14 protein-coding genes are annotated in these 16,819 nt (G+C 64.6%); 2 read left to right on the top strand and 12 right to left on the bottom strand.

The window, feature by feature from the left end; translation table 11 throughout:
• Positions 1-11: 11 nt before the first annotated feature.
• The 12 genes from H8S55_RS08030 to H8S55_RS08085 form a co-directional block, all read right to left on the bottom strand.
• Positions 12-1,865: a glycoside hydrolase family 13 protein gene (locus H8S55_RS08030; RefSeq protein ID WP_186878553.1), complete on the bottom strand. Its 1,854-nt coding sequence runs from the start codon at positions 1,863-1,865 to the stop codon at positions 12-14.
• Positions 1,866-1,927: 62 nt separating this feature from the next.
• Positions 1,928-2,866: a uridine kinase family protein gene (locus H8S55_RS08035; RefSeq protein ID WP_147563607.1), complete on the bottom strand. Its 939-nt coding sequence runs from the start codon at positions 2,864-2,866 to the stop codon at positions 1,928-1,930.
• 37 nt (positions 2,867-2,903) lie between these two features.
• Positions 2,904-4,409: a coproporphyrinogen dehydrogenase HemZ gene (gene hemZ, locus H8S55_RS08040; protein ID WP_243200528.1), complete on the bottom strand. Its 1,506-nt coding sequence runs from the start codon at positions 4,407-4,409 to the stop codon at positions 2,904-2,906.
• Between the two features lie 637 nt (positions 4,410-5,046).
• Positions 5,047-5,661, bottom strand: a complete 615-nt coding sequence (locus tag H8S55_RS08045; protein WP_186878554.1) for an MBL fold metallo-hydrolase — start codon at positions 5,659-5,661, stop codon at positions 5,047-5,049.
• 110 nt (positions 5,662-5,771) lie between these two features.
• Positions 5,772-6,206, bottom strand: a complete 435-nt coding sequence (gene dtd / locus H8S55_RS08050) for a D-aminoacyl-tRNA deacylase (protein WP_186878555.1) — start codon at positions 6,204-6,206, stop codon at positions 5,772-5,774.
• Between the two features lie 20 nt (positions 6,207-6,226).
• The gene (locus H8S55_RS08055; RefSeq protein ID WP_186878556.1) at positions 6,227-8,467 is read right to left on the bottom strand and encodes a RelA/SpoT family protein; all 2,241 of its coding nucleotides are present in this window, start codon (positions 8,465-8,467) and stop codon (positions 6,227-6,229) included.
• Between the two features lie 44 nt (positions 8,468-8,511).
• Entirely contained in the window at positions 8,512-10,575 is a 2,064-nt protein-coding gene (gene recJ / locus H8S55_RS08060; RefSeq protein ID WP_186878557.1) for a single-stranded-DNA-specific exonuclease RecJ, read from the bottom strand.
• Between the two features lie 252 nt (positions 10,576-10,827).
• Positions 10,828-11,259, bottom strand: a complete 432-nt coding sequence (locus H8S55_RS08065) for a flavodoxin (protein ID WP_186878558.1) — start codon at positions 11,257-11,259, stop codon at positions 10,828-10,830.
• A gap of 79 nt (positions 11,260-11,338) precedes the next feature.
• Positions 11,339-11,908, bottom strand: coding sequence for a DUF3793 family protein (locus tag H8S55_RS08070; RefSeq protein ID WP_186878559.1), 570 nt, complete (start codon positions 11,906-11,908; stop codon positions 11,339-11,341).
• Between the two features lie 346 nt (positions 11,909-12,254).
• Positions 12,255-12,842, bottom strand: a complete 588-nt coding sequence (gene lepB, locus H8S55_RS08075) for a signal peptidase I (protein WP_227148139.1) — start codon at positions 12,840-12,842, stop codon at positions 12,255-12,257.
• 125 nt (positions 12,843-12,967) lie between these two features.
• Positions 12,968-14,008, bottom strand: coding sequence for a M56 family metallopeptidase (locus tag H8S55_RS14500; RefSeq protein ID WP_186878560.1), 1,041 nt, complete (start codon positions 14,006-14,008; stop codon positions 12,968-12,970).
• A 2-nt stretch (positions 14,009-14,010) separates the two neighbouring features.
• Positions 14,011-14,364: a BlaI/MecI/CopY family transcriptional regulator gene (locus H8S55_RS08085; protein ID WP_186878561.1), complete on the bottom strand. Its 354-nt coding sequence runs from the start codon at positions 14,362-14,364 to the stop codon at positions 14,011-14,013.
• An 884-nt stretch (positions 14,365-15,248) separates the two neighbouring features.
• Here H8S55_RS08085 and H8S55_RS08090 point away from each other — a divergent pair.
• The gene (locus H8S55_RS08090; RefSeq protein WP_186878562.1) at positions 15,249-16,025 is read left to right on the top strand and encodes a TIGR00282 family metallophosphoesterase; all 777 of its coding nucleotides are present in this window, start codon (positions 15,249-15,251) and stop codon (positions 16,023-16,025) included.
• A gap of 22 nt (positions 16,026-16,047) precedes the next feature.
• The gene (locus tag H8S55_RS08095) at positions 16,048-16,791 is read left to right on the top strand and encodes a PaeR7I family type II restriction endonuclease (RefSeq protein WP_186878563.1); all 744 of its coding nucleotides are present in this window, start codon (positions 16,048-16,050) and stop codon (positions 16,789-16,791) included.
• Positions 16,792-16,819: the final 28 nt, after the last annotated feature.

Below are 16,819 nucleotides of genomic sequence, written 5' to 3' on the forward strand. Positions count from 1 at the left end.
GGATTTTTGCATTATTTCATCAAAAGAACCGCCCCGCTGCGGGGGGGCAGGGTGATCTGGACCCCCGCGTCCTCCTCCAGGGGGGAGAGGGCGGGTGTGCCGGCCAAAGGACTGGCCGTTTTTCCCGGCAGGGGCAGGGTGACGGGGGCGTCCCCCGCATTGCAGACGCACAGGAGCTCCTCCCCGTCGTCCGCCCGGGCAAAGGCCAGCAGGGGGCCCTCCGCCGCCACATAGCGGATGGTGCCCCGGCGCAGGGCGGGGTGGTCCTTGCGCAGGGCACCCAGCTGCTTGAACCATCCCAGCAGCTCCCCGTCCTCCCGCCCCCAGGGGTAGGGGCGGCGGTTGAAGGGGTCCTCAAAGCCCTCCATGCCCGCCTCGTCCCCATAGTACACCGTGGGGGAGCCGGGGAAGCAGAACAGCAGCAGCGCCGCCGAGCGCAGGCGCTCCTTGGCCATGCGCAGGGCATCCCCCTCCAGCCGGAAGGAGGCCCGCCAGTCCCGGGACTGGTCCCGCCGCTCGCCTCCCGCCCCCAGCAGGGTGAGGATGCGGGGGGTGTCGTGGGTGCCCAGGGAGTTCATGGCGGAGTAGAAGGCGAAGGGGGGATAGTTCTCCCGGATGGTCTCCATGCTCTGGACAAAGTCCTCCGCCCTGCCCCCGGAGAAATAGCTCAAAATGGCGCTGCGCAGGGGATAGTTCATCAGCCCGTCGCAGTGGCCGCCCAGGATGTGCTTGCGCCGCACGCCATAGGCGACCTTGGTGGAGCCGTCCTCCCACACCTCGCCGATGACCACCGCCGAGGGCTTTTCCGCCCGGGCGGCGGCGTGGATGCCGGCCACAAAGTCGTCGGGCAGCTCGTCGGCCACGTCCAGCCGCCAGCCGTCCGCCCCCGCCCGCAGCCACCGGCGGACCACGCTGTCCTCGTCCCCGAAGATGAACCGGCGATAGCCGGGGTCGGACTCGTTCACGGCGGGCAGGGAATAGATGCCCCACCAGCTCTCATACCGGTCGGGCCAGTGGATGAACTGGAACCAGCTGCGATAGGGGGAGTCCCAGCTCTGGCAGGCTCCCACATCGGGATAGAAGCCGTCGCCGTTGAAATACCGGCTGACATAGCCCGTGTGGTTGAACACCCCGTCCAGCATCACCCGCATTCCCCGCCTGTGGGCCTCGTCACACAGGCGGGAGAAGTCCTGGTTGCAGCCCAGCATGGGGTCGATGCGGTCGTAGTCCGCCGTGCCGTAGCGGTGGTTCTCCGCCGCCTCGAAAATGGGGTTGAAGTACAGGGTCTCCACCCCCAGGTCCTTCAGATGGTCCAGCTTGCTGATGACCCCCCGAAAGTCCCCGCCGAAGAAGTCCCGGTTGCGGATCTCCCCGTGCTCGTCCGGGCGGTAGACCGGCTCGTCCGCCCAATCCTGATGGACGGTGCGTCCGCCCACCAGACCGGCGGGGTCGGGGATGCGGCTGCGGCAGAAGCGGTCCGGGAAGATCTGATAGGTCATCCCCTCGCCGAACCAGGTGGGGACGGCCTCCTCCCCCTGATAGACGGTGAGCTGATAGGGCCCCAGCTCCGCCCGGCGGCCGTCCAGCCCCTCCAGCACAAAGGAGTACCAGATCAGGCCCACATAGGTGCCCACGTCCAGCGTCCCCCGGAACTGGTCCACCCCCAGCCGGCTGTCCACCCAGGGGAGGGGGACGGTCTGCTCCTCGTTGTTCCGGCTCTCGAACCGGGCGGTGAGCCGTCCCCGGGAAAAGCCCCCCGCCCGGGGCGGGCGGAGGGTAAAGGACACCACAGTCCCCGAGGGGACTGCGCCATATGGGTTTTTGAAATTCAAGTCCCGGGGGTCAAAAATAACCGAATCGGTCATAGGGCATCTCTCCAAAGTAGAATACGAGCCTTCCCCACGCAGGGGGGAAGGCAAATTTTGATTCAATGATACTGATAACTCCCCCCGCCGATGAACTCCCGCAGCAGGGAGTCGGGGGCGACCAGCTTGGGGTCGATGGGCTCGAACCAGTGGAAGGCATCGATCAGCTCCAGCAGCTCGTCGTGGCGGGGGTTGTCTTGGGGCACCGAGCGCAGCAGGGGAGCGGCGTAGTTGGCCATCACGGACACCTCGTAGGGCAGGGAGGAGTCGAACACGATGTCCGCCCGGTTTTTATAGGGGGAGATGTACAGCTTCTCCCCCCGGCGCACGTTGGCCCACCGGGCCATGGTGTCGGCCACTCCGGTGCCCCGGAAGCTGTAGTCCCGCACCGCCCGGCGGACCAGGCGCATCCAGGTGCCCTTAAAGCGCAGGGCGGAGCCCTCGTTCACGTTGGACCGGGCGGAGATATACAGCTTGGCGGTCTCTGGGTGCCGCCCGGCGATGTCGTCGTTCAGGGCGTGGATGCCCTCGAAGATGACGATCTCGTTTTTCTCCAGCTTCAGGGGGGTGCCCAGGCTGTCGTTGCGCATCTGACGGGCAAACTCAAACCGGGGGATCAAGACGGGCTCCCGCCGGGACAGGGCGGCAAAGTGCCGGTCCAGCAGGTCCATGTCCAGGCACAGGGGGGACTCGTAGTCCAGCTCCCCCTCCGGGGTGCGGGGGGCGGTTTTGGGGTCCACGTCCTTGAAATAGTTGTCCATGGCCACCGCATGGGAGTTCACCCCCCGGCGGCGGAGCTCCTCGGCGATCTTCATGGCCGTGGTGGTCTTGCCCGAGCCGGAGGGGCCGGACAGCAGCACGATGGGGCTCTTGTCCAGATTGCCCAGAATGCGGTCCGCCGCCAGGGATACCCGCTGGGCATAGGACTGGTCGCACTCGGCCAAAAATTCCGCCACGTCGGTGCGGATGCTCCGGTTGATCTCCTGTAACTGATATGCCATGGTGAAAAACTCCTTTTTCAGGCAGGTCCTGCCGGGGTCAGCCGCCATAGAACGAGACGATCTCGTCTTTCTGGGCCAAAATCTTGTCCCGGGCGGCCAGATAGTCGTGGGGATACTTGGGGTTGGGCAGACGGAGGATGCGCCCCGCCGCCGGGTCCACCAGCTTGGTCACGCCGCCGCCGCCGATGGACACCACCGTCTGCAGCTCCTCCATCATCACGATGTTATAAAGGCTCTCGGTCCCCGGCCTGGCCCAGCCCACATTTTCCAGCGAGCCGGACATATATTTCTGCCGGTACAGGTAATAGGGGGCATAGCCCGCCCCCCGCAGAGCGTCCAGAGAGAAGTCCAGCATCCGGGCCACCTGGTCCCCGCCGGGGATCACGTCCCGGCGCTCCATCAGGGTGGAGCCCTTTTTCAGGGCCAGGGTGTGGACGGTGACATTCTCCGGTCCCATGGCCAGCACCCCCTCCAGGCTGCGCTGAAACCCCTCAAAGCTGTCCCGGGGCAGTCCGGCGATCAGGTCCATGTTCACACAGGCAAACCCAACGTCACGGGCCAGGGCAAAGGCCGTTTGAATATCCCCCGCCCGGTGGCGGCGGCCAATGGCCTGGAGCACCTGGTCCTCCAGGGTCTGGGGGTTGATGGAGATGCGGCCGATGCTGTGGCGGGCCAACACCTCCAGCTTTTCCCGGGTGATGGTGTCCGGGCGGCCGGCCTCCACGGTGTACTCGATGCAGCTCTGCAGGGGCAGGGACTGCTCGCACCGGGCCAGCAGCCGGTCCAGCTGGTCAGCGGACAGGGTGGTGGGGGTGCCGCCCCCCATGTAGAAGGAGCGCACCGTCAGCCCCGCTGCGTTCAGCGCTCTGCCAGTAGCATCTACTTCTTCCAGCAAAAGCTGGAGATAGGGCTCCACCAGCTTCAGCGTCCGGCCCACGTCAGCGGAGACGAAGGAGCAATAGGCGCAGCGGGTGGGGCAGAAGGGGATGCCCACATAGACGGAGACCTGCTTTTCTCCCAGCTGCCTTTGGGCGGCCAGGGTGGCCCGGGCGCAGTCGGCGGCCAGGGCGGCCCGGACGGGGGAGACCCGATATTCCCTCTCCAGCTGGGCGATGGCCTCCGTCTCTGTAGCCCCGGCGAGCATGGCCCGGGTGGGCAGCTTCACCGGGCGCACCCCGGTGAGAGCCCCCCAGGGTGGTTCCTGGCCCAGCAGGGCGCACCCGGCCTGGTAAAAGGCCATTTTCAGGGCGTGCTGCACCACATGATAGACCTTCTCCGGGCTTTGGTCCAGGGCATCGGCGGGGAAATCGCTCTCCCCCCGGGCGGACTGTTCGCCACGAAAGACCTCCGCTGCAAGGCGGGCGGTCTCTCCCTCCACTGCCAGGGAAAAGACGGCGGCGTTGTCCCGATCCAGACTATGCCCGTTATCCTCGGGATATTCCGGCCGCTCCCCGGGAAACAGGGTGAGCATCATCTGCTCGGCGGCATAGTGATAGCGCTCCGGGCTCCAGTTTACGGTTCCCGGCTGCAAATATAGCTTCAATGGGTCACCTTCTTTGTGATTCGCAGCAGGCCCTCTCCGCCCAGTGTGCGCACTGGGCACCTCCCCCAAGGGGGGAGGCAGGGGAGACGGATTGCCACGTCGCTGCGCTCCTCGCAATGACGGGGCAAAGAACTTGGCTCCCCCTATGGGGGAGCTGGCACGGCGTTAGCCGTGACTGAGAGGGCTGTCCCCAGCGGCCCGTGACCGTCAAAACAGGCATCGTCCGGGCGGATGAGGACATCCGCCCCTACTGCGCTCCTCGCAATGACGGGGCAAAGAGCTTGGCTCCCCCTATGGGGGAGCTGGCACGGCGTTAGCCGTGACTGAGAGGGCTGTCCCCAGCGGCCCGTGACCGTCAAAACAGGCATCGTCCGGGCGGATGAGGACATCCGCCCCTACTGCGCTCCTCGCAATGACAGGGCAAAGAGCTTGGCTCCCCCTATGGGGGAGCTGGCACGGCGTTAGCCGTGACTGAGAGGGCTGTCCCCAGCGGCCCGTGACCGTCAAAACAGGCATCGTCCGGGCGGATGAGGACATCCGCCCCTACTGCGCTCCTCGCAATGACAGGGCAAAGAGCTTGGCTCCCCCTATGGGGGAGCTGGCACGGCGTTAGCCGTGACTGAGAGGGCTGTCCCCGTCAGTGCATCATCGCTTCCCGCAGGAAGGGGTTGCTCCGCCGCTCCCGCTCCAGGGTGGAGGTCACGTCGTGGCCGGGGCAGACGTGGTAGTCCCCGGGCAGCTGCCCCAGCTTTTTCAGGGAGGTCATGATCTCCGCATAGCTGCCCCCCGCCAGGTCGGTGCGGCCGCAGGAGCCGGCGAACAGGGTGTCCCCGCAGAAGAGCACGTCCCCCACCTTCAAGGTGACGGAGCCCTTGGAGTGGCCGGGGGTGTGGAGCACCTGGATGGTCATATCCCCCAGGGCAAGGGTGTCCCCCTCGTCATAGAATTTCAGGCCGGGGATCTGCCCGGCCAGGGGGAACAGCTGGCTGCCCGCCCCGTTGGCATCGGCCCTGTGGATATAGATCTCCGCCTGGGGCAGGGCCTTGTGCAGCTGGGGCACGGCGGTGGTGTGGTCATAGTGGCCGTGGGTCAGCAGAATATACTTCACATCCACGCCGTCGTCCTCGATCACCTGAAGGATGCGCCCGGCCTCGTCACCGGGGTCGATGATGGCGGCCGCACGGGCCTTCTCGTCCTCCAGAATATAGCAGTTGGTCCCGATGGGACCCACCTGAAGCACCTTTACTTCCATGGGAAACCCTCCTCTTGAATGAGTATGAAAGCCTTCCCCTGGGGGAAGGTGCCCCGAAGGGGCGGATGAGGGGAACGCCGAAGGGCTGTGGGCCCTTTCGTCACCCCTGTTTATAAATCAAACAAAATGGTCACCGGCCCGTCGTTCACCGACGACACCTGCATGTCCGCACCGAACTGGCCGTGCTCCACGGCAAAGCCCCTGGCCCGGCACTGGTCCAGAAAGCGCTCGTACAGGGGGATGGCCAGGTCGGGCTTGGCCGCCTTGGAAAAGCCGGGGCGGCGGGAGGAGGTGTCGGCATACAGGGTGAACTGGGACACCACCAGCAGCGCCCCGCCCACCTGAGACAGGTCCCGGTTCATCTTGCCGTTTTCGTCCTCGAACACCCGCAGGTTGCAGACCTTTTCGGCCAGCTTGTCGCACACGGCCTGGGTGTCCTCCGGCCCCACCCCCAGCAGGACCAAAAAGCCCCGGTCAATGGCACCCACCGTCCGGCCCTCGATGGCCACGGCGGCGGAAGCTACTCTTGTCACAACAGCGCGCATGTCAGCGCTCCTCTCACTTCTTATTTCCCCGTGCTTCTGGCCACGTGGTAGACGCCCTGGATGTTGTTCAGCTTGTTGATGACGGCGCTGAGTTCGGCCTTGTCCTGCACCTCCACCACGATGTTCACGGCGGCGTGGCCGTCGGACATAGAGCGGGCGGACAGGGCGGTCACCTTCACCTTGGCGGCGGACAGGGCCATGGCCAGGTCGATGGTCAGGCCGTCCCGGTCCTTGGCGGACAGCTCCAGGGCGGTCTTATAGTTGGGCAGCTTGCTGTTGACCCAGGAGACCTTCACCCAGCGGTCGGCCTCCTCGGGCTTGCGCTTGTCCGGGGCGGCGTTGGGGCAGTCGGCCCGGTGGACGGACACGCCATAGCCCCGGGTGATAAAGCCGATGACCGGGTCGCCGGGGACGGGGGTGCAGCACTTGGCGAACTTCACCAGACAGTTGCCCAGCCCCTCCACGATGATGCCGGAGTCGGTGTGCTTGTTCGACCCGGTGAGGGCGGCCTCCTCCACCTGATTGCTCACGCCGGGGACGATCACGCTCTCCGCCGTGGTCTTGGCAGCGGCGGCGGCCTTCTCCGCCTGAAGCCGGCCCAGGCGCAGCAGCTCGTCCTTGGCCCGGGCCACCGCCTTGGTGGCGGTGGTGCCGCCGTAGCCGATGGAGGCGTACAGCTCATCCAGGGTGCCGCAGCGCACCTTGCGCAGGATATGGGGCAGATTCTCCTCGGCAGTGATGGCCGACAGGGCGATCTTCATGTGCTTCAGCTCGGCCTCGAAGGCGGCCCGTCCGGTGGCGATGTTCTCCTCCCGGCGCTCCTTCTTGAACCACTGGCGGATCTTGTTTCTGGCCTCGTTGGACTTGCAGATCTTCAGCCAGTCCCGGCTGGGGCCCTTGGCGGCCTTGGAGGTCTGCACCTCTACAATGTCGCCGTTGTGCAGGGGATAGTCAAAGGGGACCATCCGCCCGTTCACCCGGGCTCCCACCATGCTGTTGCCCACGGCGGAGTGGATGTTATAGGCAAAGTCGATGGGGGTGGCCCCGGCGGGCAGGCTCTTCACGTCGCCGTTGGGGGTAAAGACGAACACCTCGTCGGCGAACATGTCCACCTTCAGGGTGCGGACGAACTCCTCCGCATCGGTGTCCTGCTGGCTCTCCAGCAGCTTGCGCACCCACTCGAACTCGTGCTCGCTGCCCAGCTGCTTGTTGGCCAGGCCCTGCTTATACTTCCAGTGGGCGGCCACGCCGTATTCCGCCGTCTGGTGCATCTCCCAGGTGCGGATCTGCACCTCGAAGGGGATGCCCTCCCGGCCGATGACCGTGGTGTGGAGGGACTGGTACATGTTGGGCTTGGGCGTGCCGATATAGTCCTTAAAGCGGCCCAGCACCGGCTTGAACATGTCGTGGATGCAGCCCAGCACGTTATAGCAGCCGGGGATGTCGTCCACGATGACCCGGAAGGCGTACAGGTCGAAGATCTCGTCCAGGGTCTTGTTCTGGGTGTACATCTTCCGATAGATGGAGTAGATGTGCTTTACCCGGCCATAGACGGTGGCGTGGATGCCCTCCTGCCTCAGGCGCTGCTGGATCTTATGCTGGATGCCCGCCATAAACTCCTCGTGGGCGGAGGAGCGCTCGGCCAGCTCGTCCTCGATCTCTTTATAGCCCACCGGGTCCAGATAGCGCAGGGACAGGTCCTCCAGCTCCCACTTCAGCTTTTGCATACCTAAGCGGTGGGCGATGGGGGCGTAGATCTCCATGGTCTCCAGCGATTTCTCCCGCTGCTTTTTGGGGGACTGATACTCCATGGTGCGCATGTTGTGCAGCCGGTCGCAGATCTTGATGAGGATGACCCGGATGTCCTGGGCCATGGCCATGAGCATCTTGCGCAGATTTTCCATCTGCTCCTCTTCTTTAGAGACATACTGCACCCGTGTCAGCTTGGTGACCCCCTCCACCAGGGCGGCCACAGGCTCGCCGAACTTTTTGGCGATGTCCAGGTGGCTGGTGGGGGTGTCCTCGATGCAGTCGTGGAGCAGAGCCGCAATGACGCTGTCCACGTCCAGCCCCAGGTCGGCCACGATCTCGGCCACGGCCAGGGGGTGGATGATATAGGGCTCGCCGCTTTTGCGCAGCTGGCCGTGGTGGGCCGTGTCGGCAAAGGTAAATGCCTCGAACAAACGCCTGGTGTCCAGGTTGGGCGTATACATGGCCACCTTATCTTCCAGGGCGTGATACCGTTCCAAAATAGGGTCCATACTCTCTCCTCTCGCTGCGCCGGAAAAACGCGCTCCCCTTCGCCTTACAGGCGGTCCTCCGCTGCCCGGCGCAGGCGCAGCAGCAGGGCAGAGGACTCTAAGTCCACCTTGTGCTCCAGCCGGTGGAGCACCACCCGTACCCGGTCTGTCTGCCGGTCCAGGTCGATGAGGCCCCGCTCCTCCAGCACCTCCAGACACACCAGGGTGCGCACCGGGGCCTCTCTCCGGCCGGATGCCCGTCCGGCCCCCCGGGCGATGTGGGGCAGGCTGTCCTCCATGGTCAGGGCGCTGCCGCAGCGCCGTTCCAGCCAGCGCCACAGGCCCACAAACTCCGCCCGCTGGGGCAGCAGCAGCTCGGCCTCCCCCGGGGAGAGGGTCTCCCCCCGGGCAAACTTTTCATACACGTCCCGCTCCAGCTGGGCCCGGCTGGGAGCGGGGCGCAGGTCCATCACCTGCAGCTGCACCGAGCGCAGCCCCCGAAACTCGTTGATCTGGGGGCAGAAGGCCACGTCCAGCCGGCTGCCCGGCTCCAAATCCAGGCCGGAGCCGTCGTTGGAAAACCAGATGGCATCCAAAGGCACCCCCCGGGACTCCAGCCGCAGCTTTAAGTGCCGCCCCCGGCCCACCGCCGCGGCGCTGACCACCTGGGCCCCCGGCAGCACCAGCACAGGGCGGGGGTTGCCTGCCCCCCAGGGCTCCAGCAGGTCCAGGTCCTCCACCGCCTGGACGGTGAGCGCCTCTGGCTGCACAGCGGCATCCGCCTCCAGGCAGCTGGCGGTCTGCTTGGGGGCGGCCTCCACCGCCTGGCACAGGGCGCGTGAAAGGGCGGGGATGTTCTCCTCCCGCACGGTAAAGCCCGCCGCCATGGCGTGGCCGCCAAAGCTCTCCAGCAGGGGGGCGCAGCTCTGCAGCAGCTGGAACAGGTTCACGCCCCCCCAGGACCGGCAGGAGCCCTTGCCCATGCCCTGATCCAGGCAGATCATGAAGGTGGGGCAGCCGAACTGCTCGGCCAGGCGGGAGGCCACGATGCCCACCACCCCCTGGTGCCACTGCTCATCCGCCAATACGATGGCCCCGGACTGGGGCTGCTGCGTCAGGCGCTGGACGCACTGCTGGAAGATGTCCCCCTCGATGGCCTGGCGCTCCCGGTTTAAGTCGCACAGGGTCCGGGCCAGCTCCTCCGCCCGGTCCGGGTCGTGGGTCAGCAGCAGCTCCAGCGCCACCTCCGCCCGGCCCAGACGACCGGAGGCGTTGATCCGGGGGGCCAGGGCATAGCCCACGGTGACGGAGGTCATGGGCCGCTCGACAAGGCCGGCGCATTCAATGAGCTTGGCAAAGCCCAGCCGCCGGGGCGGGTGCAGGTCGTCCAGCCCCTGGCGGACGATGGTGCGGTTCTCCCCCGTCATGGGCATCACGTCGGCCACCGTGCCCACGGCGGCCAGGTCCCGGTACCGCCGGAACACGTCTCCGGCTCTGTCCGGTCCCGCCACCGCCATGGCCAATTTCAGGGCCACGCCCACCCCGGCCAGGCCCTTGAAGGGGTAGGGGCAGTCGGGCCGGTGGGGGTCCACCACTGCCGCTGCCCGGGGCAGGCGGTCTTTACAGGCGTGGTGGTCGGTGATGACCAGGTCCACCCCCAGCTCCCGGGCATAGTCGGCCTCGTCCAGAGCGGTGATGCCGCAGTCCACCGTGATGATAAGCCCCACCCCCTGGCGGGCCTGGGCGGCCACGGCCTCCCGGTTCAGGCCATAGCCCTCCTCCAGCCGCCCGGGGATATAGGGCTGCACATTGGCCCCCAGGTCCAGCAGAAACTGGGTCAGCAGGCAGGTGGAGGTGATGCCGTCCACGTCATAGTCGCCGTAGACGGTGATGCGCTCGCCGTTCTTCACTGCTTTTCGCACCCGTTCTGCAGCCCGGTCCATGTCCCGCATGAGCATGGGGTCCAACAGGGGCTCGGCCTGGGGGGAGAGGAGCCGCCGGGCATCCTCCGGGTCCGTCACCCCCCGGGCGGACAGCACCGCCGCCAGCAGGGGGGACAGGCCGCTCTCCTCCAGGGTCCGCCGCCCGTCGGGGCAGGGGGGAGCCACGCTCCACGCCTTGAATTTCACATGCCTCGCCCCCCTTTCTGCCCCGCCGCCCATTCCCGGGCGGTCTTCGGGTATTTTAACTTATCCATTATAGCATATTTCCCACAATTTCATCAAGCTAAAATCCGGCCAAACCCATTCGATGGCCCGGAAAAGCACAGGACCGCCGCCCGGACTTGATTGCCCGGGCGGCGGTCCTGCTGGAACGATGATCTCATATGCAGCGCAAGCGGAGGATGGTCCGCTTTTTTGAGGAAGGAGAGGGGAGAGGGCTCAGAACCCGGCGAAACCGGCGCCGAACTGGCGGCACTGCTCCAGGCCGTCGTCGTCGGGGGTCTCGTTGATGATCAGGCCCTCGCCGTGATACAGGCTGGCGTTGGCGTCGTCCACCCGCTGCTGCCAATCCCGCATCCACTGGCCGTCGCCCCAGCCATAGGAGCCGAACAGGGCCACCTTCTTGCCGCCCAGGCGGCCCTCCAGCTGGGTGAAGAAGGGCTCGAACTCGCTCTCCTCCAGCACCTCAGCCCCCATGGCGGGGCAGCCCAGGGCCAGCTTGTCATACTCCAGGGCCTGGTCCACGGTGATCTCGCTCACCTGCTTCACGTCCACCTCAGCTCCGGCGCTCTCAGCGCCTTCGGCGATGGCGTTGGCCATGGCCTCGGTGTTGCCGGACATGGACCAATAGATCACGGCGATCTTGCTCATAAGAAAAACCTCCTGCGATAAAAATTCACATGATAAATATTTGTAAGCGCCCAGTGGGCGGTCACAGCGGAATAAAGGATCAGGACACGGCGGGGAACACCCGGGAGAGGGGGATGCCCCGGTCCACTCGCTGGGTCAGGGCATCCCGGCAGCGGTGGAAGGCGGCAAAGCGCCGGGCGGCCTCCTCCACGTTGTCATATACCTTCCAGGGGCCGCACAGCTTGCAGTGGCGGCCGCCGTCCCGGAGAAAGCCCTCCACATCCCCCGGGGGATAGCCCAGGAACAGGCCGATCTCGTGAGGGAACTCCCCGCCCTGAAGTCGGCGGCGGAGATGGGCCAGCATGGCCTCGGTGTCCCGGCTTACCGGATAACCCGCCCTGTCCAGCATCTCCCGCACTTTGGGTTGAGCCAGCCAGCAGTCCAGCCGGCGGGGCCGGAAGATCAGCAGCAGGGTCCGTCCCCGGCGGGCTCCCAGCACATACAGGCGGATGCCCCGGCTGGACAGCAGGTCGGCATAGTGGGAGAGCAGGTCGGCCCCCTCCCGGCCCTCCACCGTCCAGGTGAGCAGGTCGGCGGCCTTGATACCCGCCAGGGATGGGGCACAGTGCCAGGCCAGGGTCTGTTCAAACCGATAGTGAAGCGGGGACATAGGGCGGCCTCCTTTATAATTAGCATATGCTAACTATTATGTTAAAAAGCAAGCGCTTTATGCGCCCATTCAAAAGTTAGTCATTGCTAACTACTGTACGAGGATACCACATCCACCCACAGCTGTCAAGAGAAAAATAAAAAGTCAGCCCGGGGCGGGGCTGACCATGAAGTGCGAGATCGTTTATCGCCGTTACGTTCCAAAGCCTTCCCCTAGGGGAAGGTCAGCGTGTCAATAAACCCGTTTCTGTCATTCCGAGGAGCGCAGCGACGTGGGAATCCGTTCTCCCGTCCCCCTTGCCTCCCCCTTTGGGGGAGGTGCCCCGAAGGGGCGGAGAGGGCAGTCCTCACAGCACCCCCGCCTTATTCAGGGGCCACAGGGCCAGGACGGCCCGGCCCAGGACATAGCCCTCGTCCACGGGACCCAGGCGCTCGTCCCGGCTGTCGGTGGAGCCGTTGCGGTTGTCGCCCATGAGGAACAGCTGGCCCTCCGGCACGTCCCAGTGGGTCTGGCTCATGGTGTAGCTGGCGGGGAAGTACATGGTCTCTTTGATATAGGGCTCGTCCAGGGGGGAGCCGTCCACATACACCGTGCCGCTGGCATAGTCGATGTCCACCGACTGACCGCCCACGGCGATGACCCGCTTGACGATGGCCCGGTCATCCAGAAACGTGGCCGTCTTCTTGTTCACGACCACAATGTCCCCCGCCTTGGGGTGATAGCCCAGGGACCAGACCAACATCATCTCCCCGTCCTGCAGGGTGTTGGTCATGGACTCCCCATCCACCTGGGTCAGCCGGGCAAAGCAGTTGAACAGCAGCACCGCCGCCAGGATACAGCCCATGACCATCTGGAGCCAGTCGAATAGATCAGCTCCGGGGAGCTTCGGCTCCTCCGCTCCGTCCTGCCCGCAGGCGTTTATCTCTTCCGCCAAAAAAAGGACCTCCTCGCCGAAAACCGGGCACGCCCGGCGCTTTTCAGAAATTGTCCTTATTATAAGCGCTGCCGGAAAAAATTGCAACGGGGGCGGCCGTTTTCCTCCGGCTGCCTGCGGCGCAATCAGCCCGCCCAGCCCCCGGTAAAGAAAAACAGGATCAGCAGCACAGACAGCACCAGAGACAGGGGCTTTTTCCACTCCTTTTCCGGCTTCCAGGCGGCGGCCCGGCGGATGCGGATGGCGGCGTCGCACTCCCCAAAGGCGGACACGCTGCCCCACAGGTGCCGCCCGGCGGCAAGCTCGGTGAGCATCCGGGCGTACTCCCGCCGCCCCTCCGGCTCCAGCTGGTTCAGCACCGCCCGGTCGCAGGCCAGCTCCATGTCCCGGTTGGTCAGGCGATAGGCCGCCCAGTGCAGGGGGCTCCACCAGAACAGAGCCATGGAGATGGCATTGGCCATCTTCCACCAGGGGTGGCGCATTTTGATGTGTTCCCCCTCGTGGCGCAGTACCAGCCCCATCCGCTCCGGGGGCAGCTCCCGCTGCAGACAGATCACATACTGAACGCCGTCCCCCGCCCCCGTGTCGTGGCCCCGGCGGACAAAGCTGGTGGGCAGACCGTCACACAGCCGCACCGCCACCGTTTTGGGGTCCAGGCCAAACTCCGCCACGCTCTCCGGCGGCAGCCGCTCCCCCTGTTGGCCCAGGCATTTCAGGCGGCCCTCCGTCCGGGTGCTCCAGACCAGCACCGCCGCCACCATACCTAGCCACACAAGGCCGATGGCCATCATCTGCCCCTGGGACAGCGGGCAGAAAATTTTCACCCCGCCGGGCAGGGCCAGGGTGTCCTGTGCCCCCTCCGTCCAGGGGGCGGGCAGGATGGCGGGGGTCTGGCTGGGCTCCTCCAGCCGCAGGCGCAGCAGTCCCCGGAAGGTCCAGGGCAGCACTTTCACTCGGCCATACAGGCACCAGATATAGGCGGTATAGCTGCAATACCACCCGAAGGACCACAGCCGCACCCGGTCCCGGGGCTCCAGCAGGGGGTTGGTCACGGGACGCAGCAGAATGATGATCCCAAAGGTCAGGGCGGTGATCACGCCCACGCTGAAATACATGTTGGCCACGTCATAAAACAGCATCAGGCACGTTTTCCAAGCAGCGTTCACAGTCACCCCTCCCATGTGGTCCGGTCGATCAGCTCCTTCAGTTCCTCCGCCTCCGCCGGGGTCAGTTTTCTGCCCCCAAAAAAGGCGGCCAGGAAGGGGGACAGCCCCCCGGCCCGGCGCTCCAGCTCCGCCCCCTCCGCCCGGATGACCGCCTCCCGGGTGAGCAGGGGGGTGACCACCGTGTCACGGTGGTCCACCGTCCCCTTGTTTTTCAGGCGGCGCAGGACGGTATAGGTGGTGCTCTTGTTCCACCCCAGCCGCTGGGCGCACAGCTCCACCAGCCGGGCGGAGTGGACCGCACCCGTCTGCCACAGGATCTCCATCAGCTTGTATTCCCCGTCAAATAGCTTTTCCATGGGACCGCCTCCTACCGCCTCCTTTAGTTTATTATGATAAACCTATCTTCTGATTGTAGTTTATCAGAGTAAACCAGTTTTGTCAAGCGCCTTCCACCGGGGGAAGGCTATGTTCGCCCGCACAATGCCTTCCCCTGAGGGAAGGTGGCACGGCGCAGCCGTGACGGATGAGGGGAAGGCCATCGACATTTGAGCGCTCCCGACGGAGCGGCTATAGCCTTCGCCCCGCAGGGGAGAAGGTGGCATGGGCGAAGCCCATGACGGATGAGGGGGACCACGGGGGGACGGAATCCCTCAGTCACGGGCTGCGCCCGTGCCAGCTAGCCCTATCCCTTTTGTCCCTTCGGGACATTTCCCCTTGATAAGGGGAATCGGCCTTTGACAAGGGAGCCTGATGATGCGTAACAGCAGCCCCCCTTGTGAAAGGGGGGAGGGCCGCAAAGCGGCGGGGGGATTCCGGGCCGCTGGGGACAGCGGCCCCTACGAAATCTATCGTAACCCGGCGTAGGGGCGGATGTCCCCATCCGCCCGTTCGATGGCCTCCGCACCCAACGAGACCCACCCTCATCCGGCCCTACGGGCCACCTTCCCTATCCCTTTTGTCCCTTCGGGACATTTCCCCTTGATAAGGGGAATCGGCCCCCTGGGAGGGGGAAGGCTTTATCCGTTCTGACGCAACGGCTCAAAGCCCTTCGGCGTTCCCCTCATCCGCCCCAGTGTGCCCACTGGGGCACCTTCCCCCAGGGGAAGGCTAACTCCTAACTCCTAACTCCTAACTCCTAACTCCTAACTCCTAACTCCCCACATTGCCACCACCCCAAAAATCGGCTATAATAGCTCTATCCCCGCTCAGCAGGCGGGATGATTTGAAGGAGGACACAGCTATGCTTTTGAATATACTGGCCGTTGGCGACGTGGTGGGCGAGGGCGGCCTGGACATTCTCTCCCGCCGTCTGGACGGGCTGCGGCAGGAGACGCAGGCCAACTTTGTGGTGGTCAACGGGGAGAACGCCTCCGGCGTGGGCATCACCCCCGCCCAGGCCCGGCGCATTCTGGAGGCCGGGGCCGACGTGATCACCCTGGGCAATCACACCTGGAACCGGCTGCAGATCGGGGACTATCTGGACAAGGAGGCGCGCATTCTCCGCCCCGCCAACTACGCCGGGCGGGTGCCGGGCCGGGGCATGGGCATCTACCCCTGCAAGGGGCTGCGCATCGCCGTTCTGAATCTGATGGGCCGGGCGGAGCTGAACTCCAACCTGGACAACCCCTTTAAAATGGCCAACAGCCTGCTGCGCAGCGGCGGCTCCGACCTGGCCCTGGTGGACTTCCACGCCGAGGCCACCAGCGAGAAGGGGGCCATGGGCTGGTTTTTGGACGGCAAGGTCCAGGCCGTGTGGGGCACCCACACCCATGTGCCCACCGCCGACTGCCAGATCCTGCCCCGGGGCACCGGCTTTGTCACCGACTTAGGGATGACCGGCCCCAGCCGCTCGGTTTTGGGCATCAAGCCGGAGAACTCCATCAACCTCTTCATGGGCGGCCTGCCCCGGCGGTATGAAGAGGCGGAGGGCAACTGCAAGCTCAACGCCTGCCTGTTCACCATCGACACGGAGAAAAAGCGCTGCACCGGCGTCCGCCGGGCGGATATTCAGGAGTGAAGCGAGGAAAGGAGCCAATACTATGAATGCCATCCAGCTTCCACCAGATTTAGAACAGCAGATTTTTGAAGCGGTCCACTTTTTCTGGTCAACTCGCTTCGGCCAGATCAAAAAGCAGACCGTGATTGGAACGAGAGACCAAGGAAACCGCGGTGCGGTGACCGGCGGCAAACAGCTTGACGGATTCGTTGCGCTGATACGCAATCTGCTCATCCAAAACGGGGTGCCGGAGCACTGTATTTTTGTGGACACAGATTTGGAACTTCCCGGGTATTTCCGCCCCAACAAGAAATGGGACCTACTGGTAGTTGACAAAAACGAACTGGTCATTGCCATTGAATTCAAAAGTCAAGTGGGACCGTCTTTCGGCAATAACTTTAACAACCGCACTGAGGAGGCCATGGGCACAGCCCTGGATATCTGGACCGCCTATCGGGAAGGCGTGTTCGGCGCTCAGCAGGCACCGTGGCTCGGCTATTTTATGGTGCTGGAAGATTGCGCTAAATCTAAGGAACCCGTCCGTGTGAGATCTCCTCATTTCCCTGTGCTGCGTGAATTTCACAATGCTTCGTATCAGAAACGCTATCAGATATTCTGTGAAAAACTTCTGCGGGAGCGACAATACTCCGCCTCTTGTCTTATGTCAACTTCATGTTCGGATGAGGCAGTTACATACGGTTTTCTCGGCGAACACTTATCATTTGATATGTTTATCACCTCCATGCTGAGCGCAGCATTGGCACACTTTTTTCAACGGGGGCATTGATCTTGACAAATCAGCTTCTCTATCACGG

The organism is Flintibacter faecis, assembly GCF_014287875.1.
GTDB lineage: Bacteria > Bacillota > Clostridia > Oscillospirales > Oscillospiraceae > Lawsonibacter > Lawsonibacter faecis_A.

Coding starts and splice junctions, on each gene's coding strand:
- H8S55_RS08035 (WP_147563607.1), bottom strand. CDS start 2,866: ATGGCATATCAGTTACAGGAGATCAACCGGAGCATCCGCACCGACGTG.
- dtd (WP_186878555.1), bottom strand. CDS start 6,206: ATGCGCGCTGTTGTGACAAGAGTAGCTTCCGCCGCCGTGGCCATCGAG.
- H8S55_RS08045 (WP_186878554.1), bottom strand. CDS start 5,661: ATGGAAGTAAAGGTGCTTCAGGTGGGTCCCATCGGGACCAACTGCTAT.
- H8S55_RS08095 (WP_186878563.1), top strand. CDS start 16,048: ATGAATGCCATCCAGCTTCCACCAGATTTAGAACAGCAGATTTTTGAA.
- H8S55_RS08070 (WP_186878559.1), bottom strand. CDS start 11,908: ATGTCCCCGCTTCACTATCGGTTTGAACAGACCCTGGCCTGGCACTGT.
- H8S55_RS08030 (WP_186878553.1), bottom strand. CDS start 1,865: ATGACCGATTCGGTTATTTTTGACCCCCGGGACTTGAATTTCAAAAAC.
- H8S55_RS08090 (WP_186878562.1), top strand. CDS start 15,249: ATGCTTTTGAATATACTGGCCGTTGGCGACGTGGTGGGCGAGGGCGGC.
- H8S55_RS08085 (WP_186878561.1), bottom strand. CDS start 14,364: ATGGAAAAGCTATTTGACGGGGAATACAAGCTGATGGAGATCCTGTGG.
- H8S55_RS08065 (WP_186878558.1), bottom strand. CDS start 11,259: ATGAGCAAGATCGCCGTGATCTATTGGTCCATGTCCGGCAACACCGAG.
- H8S55_RS08055 (WP_186878556.1), bottom strand. CDS start 8,467: ATGGACCCTATTTTGGAACGGTATCACGCCCTGGAAGATAAGGTGGCC.